The organism is Streptomyces sp. NBC_00597, assembly GCF_041431095.1.
Classification (GTDB): domain Bacteria; phylum Actinomycetota; class Actinomycetes; order Streptomycetales; family Streptomycetaceae; genus Streptomyces.
This window is the reverse complement of record NZ_CP107757.1, coordinates 2,342,551-2,358,695: the sequence shown is the minus strand read 5'-3', so window position 1 is coordinate 2,358,695 and position 16,145 is coordinate 2,342,551. Positions and strand designations below refer to the sequence as shown.

12 protein-coding genes are annotated in these 16,145 nt (G+C 74.8%); 6 read left to right on the top strand and 6 right to left on the bottom strand.

Going from position 1 to position 16,145, the window contains the following annotated elements; translation table 11 throughout:
* Positions 1-24 precede the first annotated feature (24 nt).
* Entirely contained in the window at positions 25-4,716 is a 4,692-nt protein-coding gene (locus tag OG974_RS10300; RefSeq protein ID WP_327282385.1) for a hypothetical protein, read from the top strand.
* A gap of 59 nt (positions 4,717-4,775) precedes the next feature.
* On the opposite strand, the gene OG974_RS10295 is transcribed toward OG974_RS10300, so the two are convergent.
* The gene (locus tag OG974_RS10295; RefSeq protein WP_327282384.1) at positions 4,776-5,261 is read right to left on the bottom strand and encodes a hypothetical protein; all 486 of its coding nucleotides are present in this window, start codon (positions 5,259-5,261) and stop codon (positions 4,776-4,778) included.
* Between the two features lie 346 nt (positions 5,262-5,607).
* Between OG974_RS10295 and OG974_RS10290 the strand changes: the two genes are divergently transcribed.
* Genes OG974_RS10290 through OG974_RS10275 form a run of 4 tightly spaced genes read left to right on the top strand, consistent with a single transcriptional unit; the run spans position 5,608 to position 9,913 of the window.
* Positions 5,608-8,418 (top strand): nitrate- and nitrite sensing domain-containing protein, encoded by a 2,811-nt coding sequence (locus tag OG974_RS10290; RefSeq protein WP_371646251.1) that lies wholly within the window; start codon positions 5,608-5,610, stop codon positions 8,416-8,418.
* Entirely contained in the window at positions 8,415-8,852 is a 438-nt protein-coding gene (locus OG974_RS10285; protein ID WP_327282382.1) for a roadblock/LC7 domain-containing protein, read from the top strand. The genes OG974_RS10290 and OG974_RS10285 overlap by 4 nt, the downstream gene beginning before the upstream one ends.
* A 10-nt stretch (positions 8,853-8,862) precedes the next feature.
* Entirely contained in the window at positions 8,863-9,306 is a 444-nt protein-coding gene (locus OG974_RS10280) for a DUF742 domain-containing protein (RefSeq protein WP_327282381.1), read from the top strand.
* Positions 9,287-9,913, top strand: a complete 627-nt coding sequence (locus OG974_RS10275) for an ATP/GTP-binding protein (RefSeq protein ID WP_327282380.1) — start codon at positions 9,287-9,289, stop codon at positions 9,911-9,913. Before OG974_RS10280 ends, OG974_RS10275 begins: the two co-directional genes overlap by 20 nt.
* 280 nt (positions 9,914-10,193) lie before the next feature.
* On the opposite strand, the gene OG974_RS10270 is transcribed toward OG974_RS10275, so the two are convergent.
* From OG974_RS10270 to OG974_RS10255, 4 genes are all read right to left on the bottom strand, one after another.
* Positions 10,194-11,393 carry a lipid-transfer protein gene (locus OG974_RS10270; protein WP_371646248.1) on the bottom strand — a complete coding sequence of 400 codons (1,200 nt, stop codon included), beginning with the start codon at positions 11,391-11,393 and terminating at the stop codon, positions 10,194-10,196.
* Positions 11,390-11,845, bottom strand: a complete 456-nt coding sequence (locus tag OG974_RS10265) for a Zn-ribbon domain-containing OB-fold protein (RefSeq protein ID WP_371646246.1) — start codon at positions 11,843-11,845, stop codon at positions 11,390-11,392. The genes OG974_RS10270 and OG974_RS10265 overlap by 4 nt, the downstream gene beginning before the upstream one ends.
* A gap of 76 nt (positions 11,846-11,921) precedes the next feature.
* Complete coding sequence (locus OG974_RS10260; RefSeq protein ID WP_327282378.1) at positions 11,922-12,260, bottom strand: DUF962 domain-containing protein; 339 nt, start codon at positions 12,258-12,260, stop codon at positions 11,922-11,924.
* 13 nt (positions 12,261-12,273) lie between these two features.
* Positions 12,274-12,993 (bottom strand): M15 family metallopeptidase, encoded by a 720-nt coding sequence (locus tag OG974_RS10255; protein ID WP_371646243.1) that lies wholly within the window; start codon positions 12,991-12,993, stop codon positions 12,274-12,276.
* A gap of 23 nt (positions 12,994-13,016) precedes the next feature.
* Between OG974_RS10255 and OG974_RS10250 the strand changes: the two genes are divergently transcribed.
* Entirely contained in the window at positions 13,017-13,529 is a 513-nt protein-coding gene (locus tag OG974_RS10250; RefSeq protein ID WP_327282376.1) for an NUDIX domain-containing protein, read from the top strand.
* 188 nt (positions 13,530-13,717) lie between these two features.
* Here OG974_RS10250 and OG974_RS10245 read toward each other — a convergent pair whose 3' ends face one another.
* On the bottom strand, positions 13,718-16,135 hold the full coding sequence (locus OG974_RS10245; RefSeq protein ID WP_328762080.1) for a glycoside hydrolase family 31 protein: 2,418 nt from the start codon (positions 16,133-16,135) through the stop codon (positions 13,718-13,720).
* Positions 16,136-16,145 lie beyond the last annotated feature (10 nt).

Here is a 16,145-nt window from a genome sequence, read left to right as displayed (position 1 = left end):
GAGAATCCACGAGAGTCCGCCGCCATGTACGAGCTGTCCCGGATCCGCCTCTACTCCATCGGGCCCGCCGGCGCGCGCTACGCCGACACCGTGCTCGACCTGCGCGGAGTCGGCGAACCGGTGCCCCACCCGGCGCCCGCGCAGGCGGAGTTCTTCGAGGACGAGCCGACGGGGCCGCCGCGCCGCCCCGCGCCCGCCGGCGTGCTCTTCCTGGAGAACGGCGGCGGCAAGTCCGTCCTGCTCAAGCTGATCTTCTCGGTGATGCTCCCGGGCCACCGCAACACCCTCGGCGGCGCCAGCTCCGGCGTCCTGCGCAAGTTCCTGCTCGCCGACGACTGCGGCCACGTGGCCCTGGAGTGGCAGCACACGCAGACCGGCGAGTGCGTCGTCGTCGGCAAGGTCAGCGAATGGCGCGGCCGCCAGGTCTCCAACGACCCGCGCAAGTTCGCCGAGGCCTGGTACTCCTTCCGCCCCGGTCCGGGCCTGAGCCTGGACAACCTCCCCGTGGCCGAGGCGACCGCCGTCCGCCCGCCCGTGGAAGGCGCCTCCGGCGCCCAGGGCCGGCGCCGCACGATGAAGGGCTTCCGCGACGCCCTGACCGAGGCCGGCAAGGCGTACCCCCACCTGGAGGTGTACTTCGAGGAGATCCACGACCGCTGGAACGAGCACCTCACCGAACTCGGCCTCGACCCCGAACTCTTCCGCTACCAGCGCGAGATGAACGCCGACGAGGGCGAGGCCGCCGGTCTCTTCGCGGTCAAGAAGGACTCCGACTTCACCGACCTGCTGCTGCGCGCCGTCACCGACACCCGTGACACCGACGGTCTTGCCGACCTGGTCCACGGCTTCGGCAACAAGCTCGGCCGCCGCGCCGAGCTGATGGCCGAACGGGACTTCACCGCCGGCTCCGTCGACCTGCTCACCAAGATCGTCGAAGCCGCCGGGACCCGCTCCCGGCTCCGCGACGTCCACGCCGGCGCGGAGCGTCGTACGCGCACCCTCGCCCGGCGGCTGTCCGCCCGCGCCGCCGAGGAGCGCGGCCGCGCCGCCGATCTCGCGCAGCGGGTCACCGGCGCCGCACACGGGGTCACCTCCGCCGAGTCCGCGCGGGCCCGCAGCGCCGCCGTCTCCGCCGAACTCGCCTACCGGCACGCCTCGCTGGCGCTGACCGTCGCCGACAAGGCCGCCGCCGCCCAGCGCCGCGAGCTCCTCGAAGCCCGCACCCTGCACTCCGCCTGGCAGGCCGCCGAGACCGTGCTGCGCCACCGCGCCGCGTCCGACCGCTCCGCCCGCGTCGCCGCCGCGATCCTGGAGGCCGAGCGGGACGCCGCCCCTGCGCTGGCCGCCCGTGCCACGGCCGCCGCCGCGCTCGTCCGGGCCCTGCACACCGCCGCCGAGGGCGGGGAGCGGGTCGCCAACGAGGAGGAGGAGCGGTCCGCCGCCCTCCAGGAGGCCGGCGAGGTCGCCCACCGCGATGCCACCGCCGCCGCCACTGCGGCCCAGCGGGCCCGCAGCGAGGCCGAACACCTGCGGGCCCGGCTCGCCGAAGTCCAGCAGGAGACCGCCGAGGCCGTCCGGGCCGGCTGGCTGGACGATTCGGCGCCCGACGCGGACCCGGCCCGCGCGGCCCTCGCCGCCAGTGACGCCGAGAAGACCGCCGTCGCCGCCTGGGACGAATCCCGCGACGCCGCCCGCACCACCGCCGAAGCCGCCCGCGAGGCCGCCGCCGCGGAATCCCGCGCCGAACTCACCGCGGCCCGCGCCGCGGACGCCGCCGAAGCGGCCGAGGCCGCGCACGACGCCGAGTACCGGGCGGCCGCCTCCCTCGCCGCCTCCCCCCGCCTGGCGGAACTGCTGGGCCTCCCCGCGGCCGCCGACGCCGCCGTGCCGCGCCCGCGCACCGGGAACGCCGCCGTGCCCGGCACGGCCGCCGGTCCTGCGGGCACCGCGGGCGCGCCCCGGCCCACGGCCACCGCCACTACGGGCGGGCTCACCGTCGAGGACCTCGACCGCGGAGCCGACGAGCTCCGCACCCTGCTCACCGACGCGGTCACCTCGGCCGAACGCCAGCTCTTCGAGCTGCGCACCGCCGCCGCCGACGACGCCCGCATCCTCGGCGCGCTCGGCGACGGCGGACTGCTGCCGCCCGGCCCCGACGTCCTCGCCACCGTCGAGTACCTCGGCGAACACGGCATCCCGGCCCTGCCCGGCTGGCGCTACCTCGCCCAGGCCGTGGACCCGGCCGACCACGCAGCCGTCCTCGCGGCCCGCCCCGAGCTCGTCGACGGTGTCGTCATCACCGACCCCGACACCCACGCCCGGGCCCGCGAGGTCCTCTCCGGCGCCGCCCTGCTGCCCCGCTCCACGGTCGCCGTCGGCACGGCCGCCGCCCTGCTGGCCCCCGTACCGCCCGCCGACGCGAATTCGGCGGTCTCCGGGATCTTCATCGTCTCGCCCAACCCGGCCATGCACGACGAGCAGGCCGCCGACGAGGAGCGCCAGGCGCTGCGCACCCGCGCCACCGCCCGCGACACCGAGATCCGCGACCTGGCCGCACGCCTCGCGGGCGACCGCGAATTCGCCGCCCGCCTCGCCTCCTGGCGCACCGGCTGCCCGACCGGCCGCCTCGCCGAGCTCGCGCAGCAGGCCGAGGCCGCCCGCGGCTTCGCCGAGGAGACCGACGCCGAACTCGCGGAGGCCCGTACCGTACGCGCCGAGGCCGACGAGGCCGCCGCCGACGCCGCCCGCGTCCGCGACGAGCGCCAGGACTCCGCCCAGCGGGCCCGCCGCGCCGCCGACGCCCTCGCAGGGCTCGCCTTCCGCTTGCGCGAGCGGGCCGGCTGGCAGGCCAAGGTCCGCGAACTCGCTGATGACGCAGCCGAGTCCGAGGCCCGGGCCGAGGTCTGCCTGGACCGGGCCCGCGCCGCCGACGAGGACCGCCGCGCCGCCCAGCGCGCCGCCGACGATGCCCGCCGCACTGCCCGCGCACTGCGCGCCGAGCGCGCCGAGATCGCCGGCGCCCCCGAGGCCCTGCCCGAGGACGACGGCACGGCGAAGGCGCCGCTGCCCGACCTCCGCGAGGCCTACCGGGCCGCCTCCCAGCTGTACGAGAAGGTTGGTGTCGGCGCCGACCTGCGCGCCGAACAGGCCCGCGCCGAAAGCGACGAGAGCGCCGCCCTCGCCGAACTCGACCGGCTCACCAACAAGGTCCGCACCCGCGCCGCCCAGCTCCTCGAAGGCACCGACGGCGCCGACGGCCCGTCCCGGCAGGCTGCCGCCGCCCGTGCCGAGTCCCTCGTACAGATGCTGGAGGCCCGTGCCTCCACCGCCAGCGAGCAGCTCGGCCGGCTCCGGGGCGAGGCCGAACGGCACGCCCCCGCCGAGGGAGAGGCGCACACGGACCTGCCCGAGGAACTGGTCCCCGGCGACGTCGAGCAGGCCCAGGCGCTGCTGCGCACCGCCACCGCCCAGCTCGCCGCGCACGCCGTGGCCGTGGAGACCGCCCGGGCCGCCCACGCCGACCTGCTGCGCGCCCACCGCACCGCCGAGGACGGCGCCGGCGGCTTCGACGAGACCGCGGCGATGCTGCGGGACCTGCTGCGCGACCACACACACCAGGACGACGAGCAGGAACCGGCGGCCCACCCGGGCACACTGGAGGAGGCCCGGCAGTCCGCCGCCGAGGCCCGCCGCTCCCTGCGCGGCTGCGCGGCCGATCTCTCGGCCGCCGAGTCGGCGGTCCGCGAGGCGAGCGACATCCTGGTCCGCCACGCGAACGCCAACCGGTACGAGCAGGTACGCACCCCCGCACGCCAGCAGATCCGCGAACTGCCCGCCTCCGCCCTGCCCGAGCACGCCGCGGCCTGGGCCGCGGCCTTCGCGCCCCGCCTGCGCGTCCTCACCGACGAGCTGGCCCAGCTGGAACGCAACCGCGACAGCATCGTCGACCGGCTGCGCGGACTGGTGGAGTCCGCGCTGGCCACCCTGCGCTCCGCCCAGCGGCTCTCCCAGCTCCCCGAGGGACTGGGGGAGTGGTCGGGCCAGGAATTCCTGCGCATCCGTTTCGAGGAGCCGGACCAGGCCACCCTCACGGAGCGCCTCGGGGAGGTCATCGACGAGGCGACCCGCGCCGCGGTGAAGAAGAACAGCAACGCCTCCTTCGGCGAAGGCCGCCGCGACGGCATGTCCCTGCTGCTCCGCGGAGTCCAGGCGGCCCTGGAGCCCAAGGGCATCGCGGTCGAGATCCTCAAGCCCGATGCGGTGCTGCGCGCCGAACGCGTGCCGGTGGGCCAGATGGGCGACGTCTTCTCCGGCGGCCAGCTGCTGACCGCCGCGATCGCGCTGTACTGCACGATGGCCGCGCTGCGCAGCAACGACCGCGGCCGCGACAAGCACCGGCACGCGGGCACGCTGTTCCTCGACAACCCGATCGGCCGCGCGAACGCCACGTACCTGCTGGAACTCCAGCGGGCCGTGTCCGACGCGCTCGGTGTCCAGCTGCTCTACACGACCGGCCTGTTCGACACGACGGCCCTCGCCGAGTTCCCGCTCGTCATCCGGCTGCGCAACGACGCGGACCTGCGCGCGGGGCTGAAGTACATCAGCGTCGAGGAGCACCTGCGCCCGGGCCTGCCCCAGCAGTCCCCGGAAGGGGAGACGATCCACGGCGAGATCACGGCGACCCGCATGTTCCGCCGCTCCACCGTCGCTTCCTGACCGCGACCCCGAAGCACCCCGGCGGGCCGGCCGCACACGCCCCGACCCGCCGGCCCGCTCTAGCTCCGGCCCGAGCTCGCCCGGTAGCGGCGGTCCGCTCCCGGTGGCGGCCATGCGGCCGGGCGGGCGCCCGCCGCCGCGCCGCCGCGGGGTATCCGGGCCGTCCCGCCGCCCGGCTCGGAGCGGGCCTCCCGGCGGGCCCGGCGCCGCTCGCGCCGCAAGTCCCGGGCCGTGCTGCTCGGCTCCGACACCACCCCGTTCCGCTGGTTCCACATCTGTCGGGTGATCAGCACGTCCAGTACGCCCCAGGTGGCCACGACGGTCCCGGCTATCGCGCTGAGCCCCATCGGCAGGGCCAGCCAGGAACCGGTGAGCATCAGGAAGAAGGCGACCGTCGCCCCGGTCAGCGTGACGGCCACGATCAGCACCGCCCGCACCGCCGAGTCCCGCACCGGGTCAGGCATCCTGCGCCGCCTGGCCGGCTCTTCCTCCCACAGCGACCGCCCCGGCGCGCCCACCGCGCCGGTGTCCTCGTAGATCCCCATCACACGCTCCCGCCCCGACCGATCCCCTTGAACGGATAGACGTTCGACACCGCCGAGAGATTCCCGTATCCCCGACTCCTCCCCAGCACCTGCCCATCCCGGAACGAAGAATTCCAGCCATCCATCCGGTTGCGGGAACTGACGCCCCACCAAGTGTCATCTGCCACATAACGGGCTGCTCTTGACCGGATGTGTCGGACAACTCATGATCTACGCCGAGCGGCCCGGCCGAAAACGTCCGGACACGCCTTCGAAGCCGCGCGCGGGCAGTAGTAGGCTCACGCCGTTTAAATGACGGAACACCGACCCCCGACAGCGGGGTTGAGCTGGGGAGGCTGGGGAGGCCATGCGCTTTCGCGGGAAGTCCATCCGCCGGAAGATCGTGGCGTTGCTCCTTGTGCCGCTCGTCTCCCTCACCGCCCTCTGGGGCTTCGCGACCGTGCTCACCGGCCGCGAGGCGGTCCAACTCCTCGACGTCGCCTACGTCATCAACAAGGTCGGCTACCCCGTCGAGGACGTCGTCCGCGTCATCCAGAAGGAACGCCGCCAGACCCTCGTCGTCCTCGGCGACCCCCGCGCCTCCACCGCCACCGCCGAACTCGCCAAGCGCCGCGCCGCCACCGACGAGATCGTCGACCGGATCAGCAAGAACGCCAAGGACCCCGAGGTCGCCGAAGAGCTCACCTCCGCCGCCGCCCAGCGCCTCGACTCCATCCTCGACGCCTTCCGCGGCATCGGCGCGCTGCGCCGCTCCGTCGACCAGAACACCCTCGACCCGAGCCAGGCGCTGGAGCTCTACAGCCGGCTCGTCGACCCCTGCTACGACTTCCTCATGAACCTCCACGCGCTGGAGAACGTGGAGATGGACAAGCAGGGCCGCGCCCTCGTCGGGATCACCCGTGCCCGCGAGACCCTCTCCCGCGAGGACGCCGTCATCGCCGCGGCCCTCGCCGCCCGCAACGTCAGCGCCGCGGACGTCCGGCGCGTCTCCGACCTCGCCGCCAACCGCACCCTGCTCTACGAGTTCAACCTCGCGATCCTTCCGGCCGACGACCGGGAGCTCTTCGAGCAGTACTGGAGCAGCCCGGAGACCAAGCCGCTGCGCGACGCGGAGGAACGGTTCGTCAGCGGCGGCCCCGGCAAGAACCCGCGCATCGCCGCCGCCCAGTGGGACGAGGCCGCGAACAAGGTCCTCGACGACCTCGCCACGATGGGCACCGCCGCCGGCGACCGCTACCAAAAGCGCGTCGAGCCCGTCGCCATGGACGTCCTCGTCCAGGCGGCCATCGCCGGAGTCCTCGGCTTCATCGCCCTCGTCGTCTCCCTCGTCCTGTCCGTGCGCATCGGCCGCGAGCTGATCCGCGACCTGTCCCGGCTCCGCAAGGAGGCCCACGAGGTGTCCGGCGTCCGGCTGCCCGCCGTGATGCGCCGCCTCGCCGCCGGCGAACACGTGGACGTCGAAACCGAGGCCCCGCGCCTGGAGTACGAGAAGGACGAGGTCGGCCAGGTCGGCCAGGCCCTCAACACCCTCCAGCGCGCCGCCGTCGAAGCCGCCGTCAAGCAGGCCGAGCTCCGCCGCGGCGTCTCCGAGGTCTTCGTCAACCTGGCCCGCCGCAACCAGGTCCTGCTGCACCGCCAGCTGACCCTGCTCGACACCATGGAGCGGCGCACCGAGGACGCCGAGGAGCTCGCCGACCTCTTCCGCCTCGACCACATGACCACCCGCATGCGCCGCCACGCGGAGGGCCTCGTGATCCTCTCCGGCGCGGCCCCCTCCCGGCAGTGGCGCAAGCCCGTCCAGCTCATGGACGTCGTGCGGGCCGCCGTCGCCGAGGTCGAGGACTACGAGCGCATCGAGGTACGCCGCCTGCCGCGCCTGGGCATAGCCGGCCCCGCCGTCGCCGACGTCACCCATCTCGTCGCCGAACTCCTGGAGAACGCCACCGTGTTCTCCCCGCCGCACACCGGCGTCCAGGTGCACGGCGAACGCGTGGCCAACGGCTTCACCCTCGAAATCCACGACCGCGGCCTCGGCATGAACCCGGAGGCACTGCTCGACGCGAACCTCCGGCTCGCCGAGACCCCCGAGTTCGAGCTCTCCGACACCGACCGACTCGGCCTGTTCGTCGTCAGCCGCCTCGCGCAGCGCCACGCCGTCAAGGTCGTCCTCCAGCCCAGCCCGTACGGCGGCACCACCGCCGTGGTGTTCCTCCCGGCGGCCCTGCTCACCGAGGCCCCCGAGACCAGCGGCACCGGCCTGCGCCTCGGCGACGGCAAGGCGGTCCGGGCCGGCCAGGGCGCCAGGAACGGCCAGGGCCCCGCCAGGCACGCCCCGGCCGCAGTGGAGCGCGCACCGGCTGCCCGTCCGCTGGCCGCCCCCGAACTGCGCGGCCCGGTCGAACTGGAGGCCCCGCTCGGCGTGCTCGGCCTCGACGACCCGGCCGCCCTGGACGAGGTCACCGCCGGGATCTCCGGACTCACCGGCGTGGGCGGCCGCCCGGCCATGGCCACCCTCGACGACGAGACCCCGCCCAACGGCACCTCGCGCAGCGCCCTGCTGGGGCTCCGCCCCGCGGACCGGCCCCACACCGACCGCAAGGGCGGGCCGGACCGGGAGCCGCCCGCCCCCACCGGCCCGGTGCGGCTGGACAGCCACCGGCCCGACGCGGTCCGCAGTGCCCGCCCGGACGGGTCCCGGTCCCCGGGTGCCGTGCCGCTGCCGCGCCGCAGGCCCACCCCGACGCTGGTCGCCGAACACGGCCGCCGCGTGGAGCCCCGCCCGGTGTCCGCGGTCCCGAAGCCCGCTCCGGCGCCGGAGCCGGGCACTGCGCGCGGCGCCGCAGCGCCCGCCGGGTCCGGCGGGGCCGTTGCCGTCCATGGCACCGGCGGGCTGCCCAAGCGCGTCCGCCAGGCCAGCCTGGCGCCCCAGTTGAAGCAGACCCCGGCTCCAGCGCCCGCCGAAGCCGCCGCAGACCCGGTGGCCCACCGCGACGCGGAAGAGGTACGTACGCGCATGTCCGCACTCCAGCGCGGCTGGACGGCGGGCCGCGAACAGCAGGCACAGCAGGCACAGCAGGCACAGCAGCAGTCCGGTTCCGGGGCAGGCACTTCCGCCACCACGGGTTCCGGATACGAGAACGAGGGGGACGGTCGATGACCGCACCGCAGACCGGCAACGACACCCGGGGCCGCGGCTCCGGTCCGCTCAACTGGCTCCTCGACGAGCTCGTCGACCGGGTCGCCAGCATCCGCAAGGCGGTGGTCCTCTCCGGCGACGGTCTGCCCACCGGCAGCTCGAAGGACCTGACCCGCGAGGACAGCGAGCACCTGGCTGCCGTGGCCTCCGGCTTCCACAGCCTGGCCAAGGGCGTCGGCCGGCACTTCGAGTCGGGCAGCGTCCGCCAGACCGTGGTCGAGCTGGACGAGGCCTTCCTCTTCGTCATGGCCGCAGGCGACGGCAGCTGCCTGGCCGTGCTGTCCGACGCCGACTCCGACGTCGGGCAGGTCGCGTACGAGATGACCCTGATGGTCAAGCGGGTCGGTGACCACCTGGCGACCGCTCCCCGCTCCGGGCAGCCAGCCGGAGGGTGAGGCGGACGGGATGAGCGAACCAGGCCAGAACCGCCAGGACCATCCCGCGGGTGCCCCGGGGGTGCCCCCGGCGGGCGTCCACCCGCACTGGTTCGACGACGACGCGGGTCCCGTCGTACGCCCGTACGCCATGACCCGCGGCCGGACCAGCCACGCCGGCCAGCACAGGCTCGACCTGATCGCGCTCGTCGTCGCCGAACCGGCGGCCGACGATCCGGTCTGGGACATGACGCTGTCCCCGGAGCACTCCCACATCCTCGGGCTGTGCCGGGAGCGGCCGCAGTCGGTCGCCGAGCTCGCCGCCGAACTCGACCTCGCGGTCGGGGTCGTACGCGTCCTCATCGGCGACCTGGCCGAAGAGGAACTGGTCCATGTGACCCGGCCGGTACCGCCGGCCGAACTGCCCGATGAATCCATTCTGCGTGAGGTGATCGATGGCCTTCGGGCGCTCTAGCCGTACCGGTGCCATGCACGCCGTGTCACCGGTCGAGCCGCTGACCCTAAAGATCTTGGTCGCGGGCGGCTTCGGGGTGGGCAAGACCACCCTGGTCAGTGCGGTGAGCGAGATCAGACCGCTGCGGACCGAGGAACTCCTGTCCGAACCGGGCGTCGGCATCGACGACACCGGGGGAGTGGAGGGCAAGAGCACCACCACCGTGGCGATGGACTTCGGTCGCATCACGCTGCGCGAGGACCTGGTGCTGTACCTCTTCGGCACCCCCGGACAGGACCGTTTCTGGTTCCTGTGGGACGAGCTGGCCCAGGGCTCGCTCGGAGCGGTGGTCCTCGCCGACACCCGCCGCCTCGCCGACTGCTTCGCCGCCGTCGACTACTTCGAGCGGCGGGGGATCCCGTTCGTGGTCGCCGTCAACTGCTTCGACGGGGCGGAACGCCATCCGGTGGTGACCGTGCGGGAGGCGCTGGACCTCGATCCCGGGGTACCGGTGCTGCTGTGCGACGCCCGGGACCGGGAGTCCGTGAAGGACGTGCTCGTCGGGGTCGTGGAGCACGCGATGTCGCTGGCCCGGGCGCGGCGCCGCAGCCTGACCACCGGGACCTGACCGCTGCGGGACCCCGGCCCCGGCACCCTCGCAACAGGAGGCGGCCCGTACCCCCGCCGACTGGGGTACGGGCCGCAGCTCTCATGGGGGGACGGTGGGCCCCGGTCGCGGCGTCGTACGCGGCGGGAGGCCGTGGAGCGAGTGTGAACCTGCCGCCGGGGGCCGTCAAGCGTTCGGACAGCAGCACCTGTTCAGGATCCGTGCCCGGCCGCCGTCGTCACCCCGGCGCCGCTGCCCGGGTCCCCCCGGCGCAGCCGCCGCCAGCACCGCCCGGCCGTCGTCAGCGCACCGCGACGACGGCCGATCCGTGCCCGAACAGCCCCTGGTTCGCAGTGATCCCGGCGCGGGCCCCCGGCACCTGCCGGTCCCCGGCCGTACCGCGCAACTGCCAGGTCAGCTCGCACACCTGGGCGATGGCCTGCGCCGGGACCGCCTCCCCGAAGGAGGCGAGGCCACCGCTGGCGTTCACCGGTACGCGCCCGCCGAGCGCCGTCGCGCCCTCCCGCACGAGCTTGGCCCCCTCGCCCCCGGCGCACAGGCCGATGTCCTCGTACCACTCCAGCTCCAGGGCGGTGGAGAGGTCGTACACCTCGGCGAGCGAGAGGTCCCCGGGTCCGACTCCGGCCTCCTCGTACGCGGCCCGGGCGATCGAAGCCCGGAACGAGCCCGCCGCCGGCCCCACGGCGGTCAGCGAGTCGGTGGCGATGTCCGGGAGGTCGAGGACGGAACGGGGGTACGTCGGGGTCACCGTCGACACGGCCCGGATCCGCACCGGATCGGTGACCCCGCGCGAGCGCGCGAAGTCCATGCTGGTCAGTACCAGGGCGGCGCCCCCGTCCGAGGTGGCGCAGATGTCGAGCAACCGCAGGGGATCGGCGACGACCGCCGAACGGGCGACCTTCTCGGCCGTGACCGCCTTGCGGTAGCGGGCGTGCGGGTTGAGGGCGCCGGCCGCGGCGTTCTTGACCTTCACCAGGGCGAAGTCCTCCGGGGTGTCCCCGTACACGGCCATCCGGCGGCGGGCGTAGAGGGCGAAGTACGCGGGGTTCGTAGCGCCCAGCACGCGGAACCGCAGCCAGTCCGGATCGTCCGGCCGGTTCCCGCCCGCCGGCGCGAAGAACCCCTTGGGCGCCGCGTCCGCGCCGACCACCAGGACGACGTCGGCCAGCCCGGCCAGGATCTGCGCCCGCGCAGCACCGATGGCCTGGGCCCCGGAGGCGCAGGCCGCGTACACGCTGGTCACGCGGGCGCCCTGCCAGCCGAGGGCCTGGGCGAAGGTCGCTCCGGCCACATAGCCGGGGTATCCGGCGCGCACGGTGTCGGCGCCGACGATCGACTGGACGTCGGTCCATTCCAGGCCGGCGTCGGCGAGGGCGGTCCGCGCCGCGGCCCGCCCGTACTCGACGAAGCTGCGGCCCCATTTGCCCCAGGGGTGCATCCCGGCCCCGAGGACGGCGATGTCGGCGACGGCGGCGCTCACTCGTCCACCCCCACGGGCCGGAACCGCCAGGTGGTCCAGACGGTCCCGGCGTCCTCGTTCAGCACACCGCCGACCACCTCGACCTCCATCCCGACCGCCAGGTCGGCGACGCTGACCCCGTCGGCGGCCTGCCCGAGCACGACCATCCCCTCGGCCTCCAGCTCCACCGCGACCAGGGTGTACGGCTCCCAGGGCGCGTCCGGGTCGGACACGTACGGCGCGGGCGGCCGGTACCGCCCGTCGGTGTAGGACCACACCCGGCCCCGCGGGGACAGCGGTACCTCGGCGAGCAGGCCGTCGCCGGGGCAGTGCGGGTTGCGGCAGTGGGCGTCCTCGCGGGGGAAGAACACCGCGGTGCAGGCGGAGCAGCGGGTGCCGAGCAGGCGGAATCCGCCCTCCGCGCCCGCGTCGGTGAACCACCCGTTCACGACGGGTGTACGTGTGCGTTCCAAGACCCCTCCCGAGCACTGGCATGCGACTGACTATCTGACGAGTCGTCAGGAGTCTGCCACGGGAGGGCGGTACGGGTCACCGGTTCTCGGCGAGCCACTTCTGCGCGATCCCGGCAAGCTCCGCGTCGCGCCCGGCCAGCATCATCCGGATCATCTGTGCGTCCCCGCGCAGTGACCAGCCGGGGTGCCCGAACGTCGCCGGGTTGTTCTTCTCGATCAGGAAGTGCGCGGGCCAGGCCGTCCCGTACCCGATGAGGGGCAGCGCGGCGAGGTAGCGCCGGCGGCCGCGCGCCAGGCCGTACGCGGTGAGGGCGAGCCCGGTCAAGGTGCCGGTGAGGTGGACCCAGCGGGTGGCGGCGCGGGAGTGCATGGCGACGTAGTACGGCCAGAATTCTTCGTACGAACTGAATGTCATGCGGGCACGGTACTCACGGCCGTACCGAGGCGACAGCGACCGGGAAGTCGAAGGAGGAATCCGCAAACGCCTCGGGTTCGAACGTGAAGTGCCACCACTCCTCGGGCAGGTTCACGAACCCCTTCGCGGAGAGCGCCCCCCGGAGCAGGTCCCGGTTGGCCCGGGCGGCCTCCGCGATGCCAGGGGCGTCGGTGTGCGAGAGCGGATCGAAGCGGTCGAACGCGGTCCCCATGTCGACGGGCCGGCGCAGCGGCAGCCGCACCAGGGTCACGTCGACGGTGCTCCCGCGGCTGTGCCCGGACTTCTCGGCGATGTACCCGTCGGGAATCAGCCGCGCCTTGTCGACGTCCGGGTAGAACTCCGCCTTCGTGGCCTGGTCCTGCCCGTCCGCCGCCCACCGTACGAAGCGGTCCACCGCGCGCTGCGGCCGGTAACAGTCGTACACCGTCAGCGAGTACCCGCGCGGCAACAGCTCCCGCTGGGCGGCGCGCAACGCCTCGGCCGCCGGGCGGGCGAGCAGGCAGACGGGCTCCTCGTACCCGTCCACGACCGCACCGGTGAAATTGTGGGCGGTGGCGTACCTGATGTCCTGCCCGACGGTGGGATCGACCTCGGTCAGCGCCACGAACGCGCGCGGCGCCGAACGGGCACCCGCATCCGGACCCGCACCGCCGCCGAGCAGCGCCGCACAGCCCACCACCCAGGCAACTCCCGCAACTCCAAGCACCCTCATACCCCTTGGCATACCATCGCGGCATGCAGGCACAGCCGAGGGACTCGCACTGCTCCACGTGTGGATCACTGTTCGACACGACCGCTTGGCCCCGTACGTGCGCCTCGTGCGGCGCCGTCACCTACCGCAACCCGCTCCCGGTGGGCGTCGCACTGCTCCCGGTCGAGGACGAGGCGGGCACCGGGCTGGTGGTCATCACCCGCACCATCGAGCCGGCCCTCGGGGGCATCGCCCTGCCCGGCGGCTTCATGGACTTCGATGAGGACTGGCGCGACGCGGTCGTCCGCGAGCTGCGCGAGGAGACCGGCATCCACGCCCCGGCAACGGAGGTCGTCCTGGCGGACGCCATGAGCTCCCCGGCGGGCCACCTGTTGCTCTTCGGCCTCCTGCCGATCCGCCCGGCGGCATCCCTCCCGCCGTCGACCCCCACGGACGAGACCACGGGCTGGCACGTGCTGCGCACCCCGACGGAACTGGCGTTCCCGCTCCACACCCGGGCCGCGGCCACGTGGTTCGCGGGCCGCTACGGAGCCTGACGGCCTGCCGCTCGCACTCCCGGAGCCATGACGAACGCCACCGCCGCGACGGCACACCGCCGCGACGGCGGCCACCGCCGCCACGGCAGCCACCACCGCCGGAGCCCGGAGCCCGGAGCCCGGAGCCCGGAGCCCGGAGCCCGGAGCCCGGAGCCCGGAGCCCGGAGCCCGGAGCCCGGAGCCCGGAGCTAGATCCGCCCCGGAAGCCGCCCTGGCGCGCGTTCCCGCAGGCCGTGCCCGTGCAGGGGCCCGAGTCCCCGTACCTCCACCCCCTGCACCGGCCCGCCCGCCTCGTCCTCCACCACCACCGCGTCCTCCACCCACCGCACCGTGTACCGCTCGACCTCGCCCGCTTCGAACCCCGGCCCCGGATCCCGGATCACCACCCCGCCGCCCGTGCGCCCGCGCGCCGGAGCCCACGCCTCCAGGGCCATCCCCTCCTCACCCGGCCGACGCACCGGCAGCACCGCCCCCGCCCGGGCCAGTACCGGGATCCGCCCCGGCGGGGCGTCCAGCAGGATCTGCCCGGGGCCCTCGTACGCCGTCCCGGTCGCGGTGTCGTACCACCGGCCCCGGGGCAGCCGGACCGCCCGCCGGTCCGCCCCGCACTCCAGCACCGGCGCCACCAGCAGCGCGTCGCCGAGCAGGAACGCGTCCTCGCAGTCCCGCAGCGCCCGGTCTTCCGGCGCCCCCCACCACAGCGGCCGCACGTACGGGGCTCCCGTCCGCCGCGCCAGCTGGGCCAGCGTCAGGAAGTACGGCCGCAGCCGCTCCCGCTCCGCCAGCACGGCCCGCGCCGCCTCCTCCGCCTCCGGCCCGAACTCCCACGGCTCCCGCCGCCCCGCCCAGATCGCCGAGTGGGTCCGGAACAGCGGCAGGTACGACCCCAGCTGGAGCCACCGCAGATACAGCTCCGGCGAGGGGGAGCCCCCGAAACCGCCGACGTCGGGGCCCGAGTACGGCACCCCGCACAGGCCGAGCCCCAGCACCAGCGACAGCGAGGCCCGCAGTCCCTCCCAGCCGGTCTCCACGTCCCCGGACCAGGTTCCCCCGTACCTCTGCATCCCCGCCCACCCCGACCGGGAGAACAGGAACGGCCGCTCCGCCGGCCGCAGCCGGACCAGCCCCTCCCAGCCCGCCCGCGCCATCCCGAGCGCGTACACGTTGTGGGCGGCCCGGTGGTCCCCGCCGGCCCCGTCCATCGCGTGCCGCGCGGAACGGGGCAGTGTCATCTCCCCGAACGGGGCGAAGGACACCGGCTCGTTCATGTCGTGCCACACCCCGGCGAAGCCCTGCTCCAGCCGTTCCGCGTACAGCCCGCCCCACCAGGTGCGCACCGCCGGATCCGTGAAGTCCGGGTACGCGCACTCGCCGGGCCAGACCTCGCCCCGCACCTCCTGCCCCCGGCCGTCCCGCACGAAGGCCCCGCCCGCCCCCACCGCCAGGCCCGAAGCGTGGACGGCGTCGCCCGTCTTCACCGCCGGGTCGACGATCGAGACGAGCCGCACGCCCTGCTCCGCCAGCTCCCGCGCCAGCCCCGGCAGATCCGGGAACCGCTCCTCGTCCACCGTGAACACACGGTGCTCGTCGTAGTGGTCGATGTCCAGGTGCACGGCCGACAGCGGGAGCCCGCGCGCGGCATAGCCCGCCACCACCCGCCGCACCTCCTGCGCGCTCCCGAACCCCCACCGCGCGTGCTGGTACCCGAGCGCCCATTCGGGCGGTACGGCGGCCCCGCCGGTCAGACCCGACCAGCCCTGCAGCACCCGGGCCGGCGTCCCCACCAGTACCCAGCAGCGCAGCGGCCCGCCCTCCATGCGCAGCTCGCTCGTCCCCGGCCGGTCCGCGCCCGACCCGGCGCCCTCCTCGCCCTCGCGCAGCGCCACCCGGCCGTCCCAGGAGTTGTCGTGGAACACCAGGTGCGTCCCCGCGTCCGCGACCACCATCTGCACGGGCATCGTGATGTACAGCGGGTCGTCACCTGGTCCGAAGCCGCCCTTGGGATCCGTGTTCCACAGCCGGTACACCCCGTCCCGCAGCCGCGGCCCGGCGGCCCGACCGCCCAGCCCGAAGAACCTGGCGTCCGCCGGCACCTCGGCACGCTGGAGCCACCGCGGCTCGACCGGCTCCCCCGCGGGCGGCTCCGCCGGTTCCCACCAGCGCGGAGGTAACTCCCGGCGCAGCACCGTCCCGCCCGGGGTGCGCACCTCGACCGCCCCGTGCCGGGACACCGCCACCGTCACCCGCTCCGACACCACCCGCCAGCCGCCGCCGGTGTCCGGTTCCAGCACGGCCCGCGGGTCGGGCTCCGGCCCGCTGCCGACCAGCGCGTACGAGGGCGTGGGTCCGGCCCCGTCCCAGCCCCAGAACACCGCGCCGCCCGCCGTGACCCGTACGAGCAGCTCCGAGCGGGTGAACCGCAGCACCCCGCCGCCCGGCCGCGGTTCCGTACCGGTCAGCAGGCCCGGCACGCGGGCCCGTTCCGCGCCCCGGCGCGGGAGCCCCACCGCGTCCGCGCGCCGGTTGCGCAAGGCCGTGCGCCACGCGCGCCGCCCGCGCTCCGTACCGATCTCTTTCACCGCACGCACCAGATCACGACCGTTCATGCTGTTCACC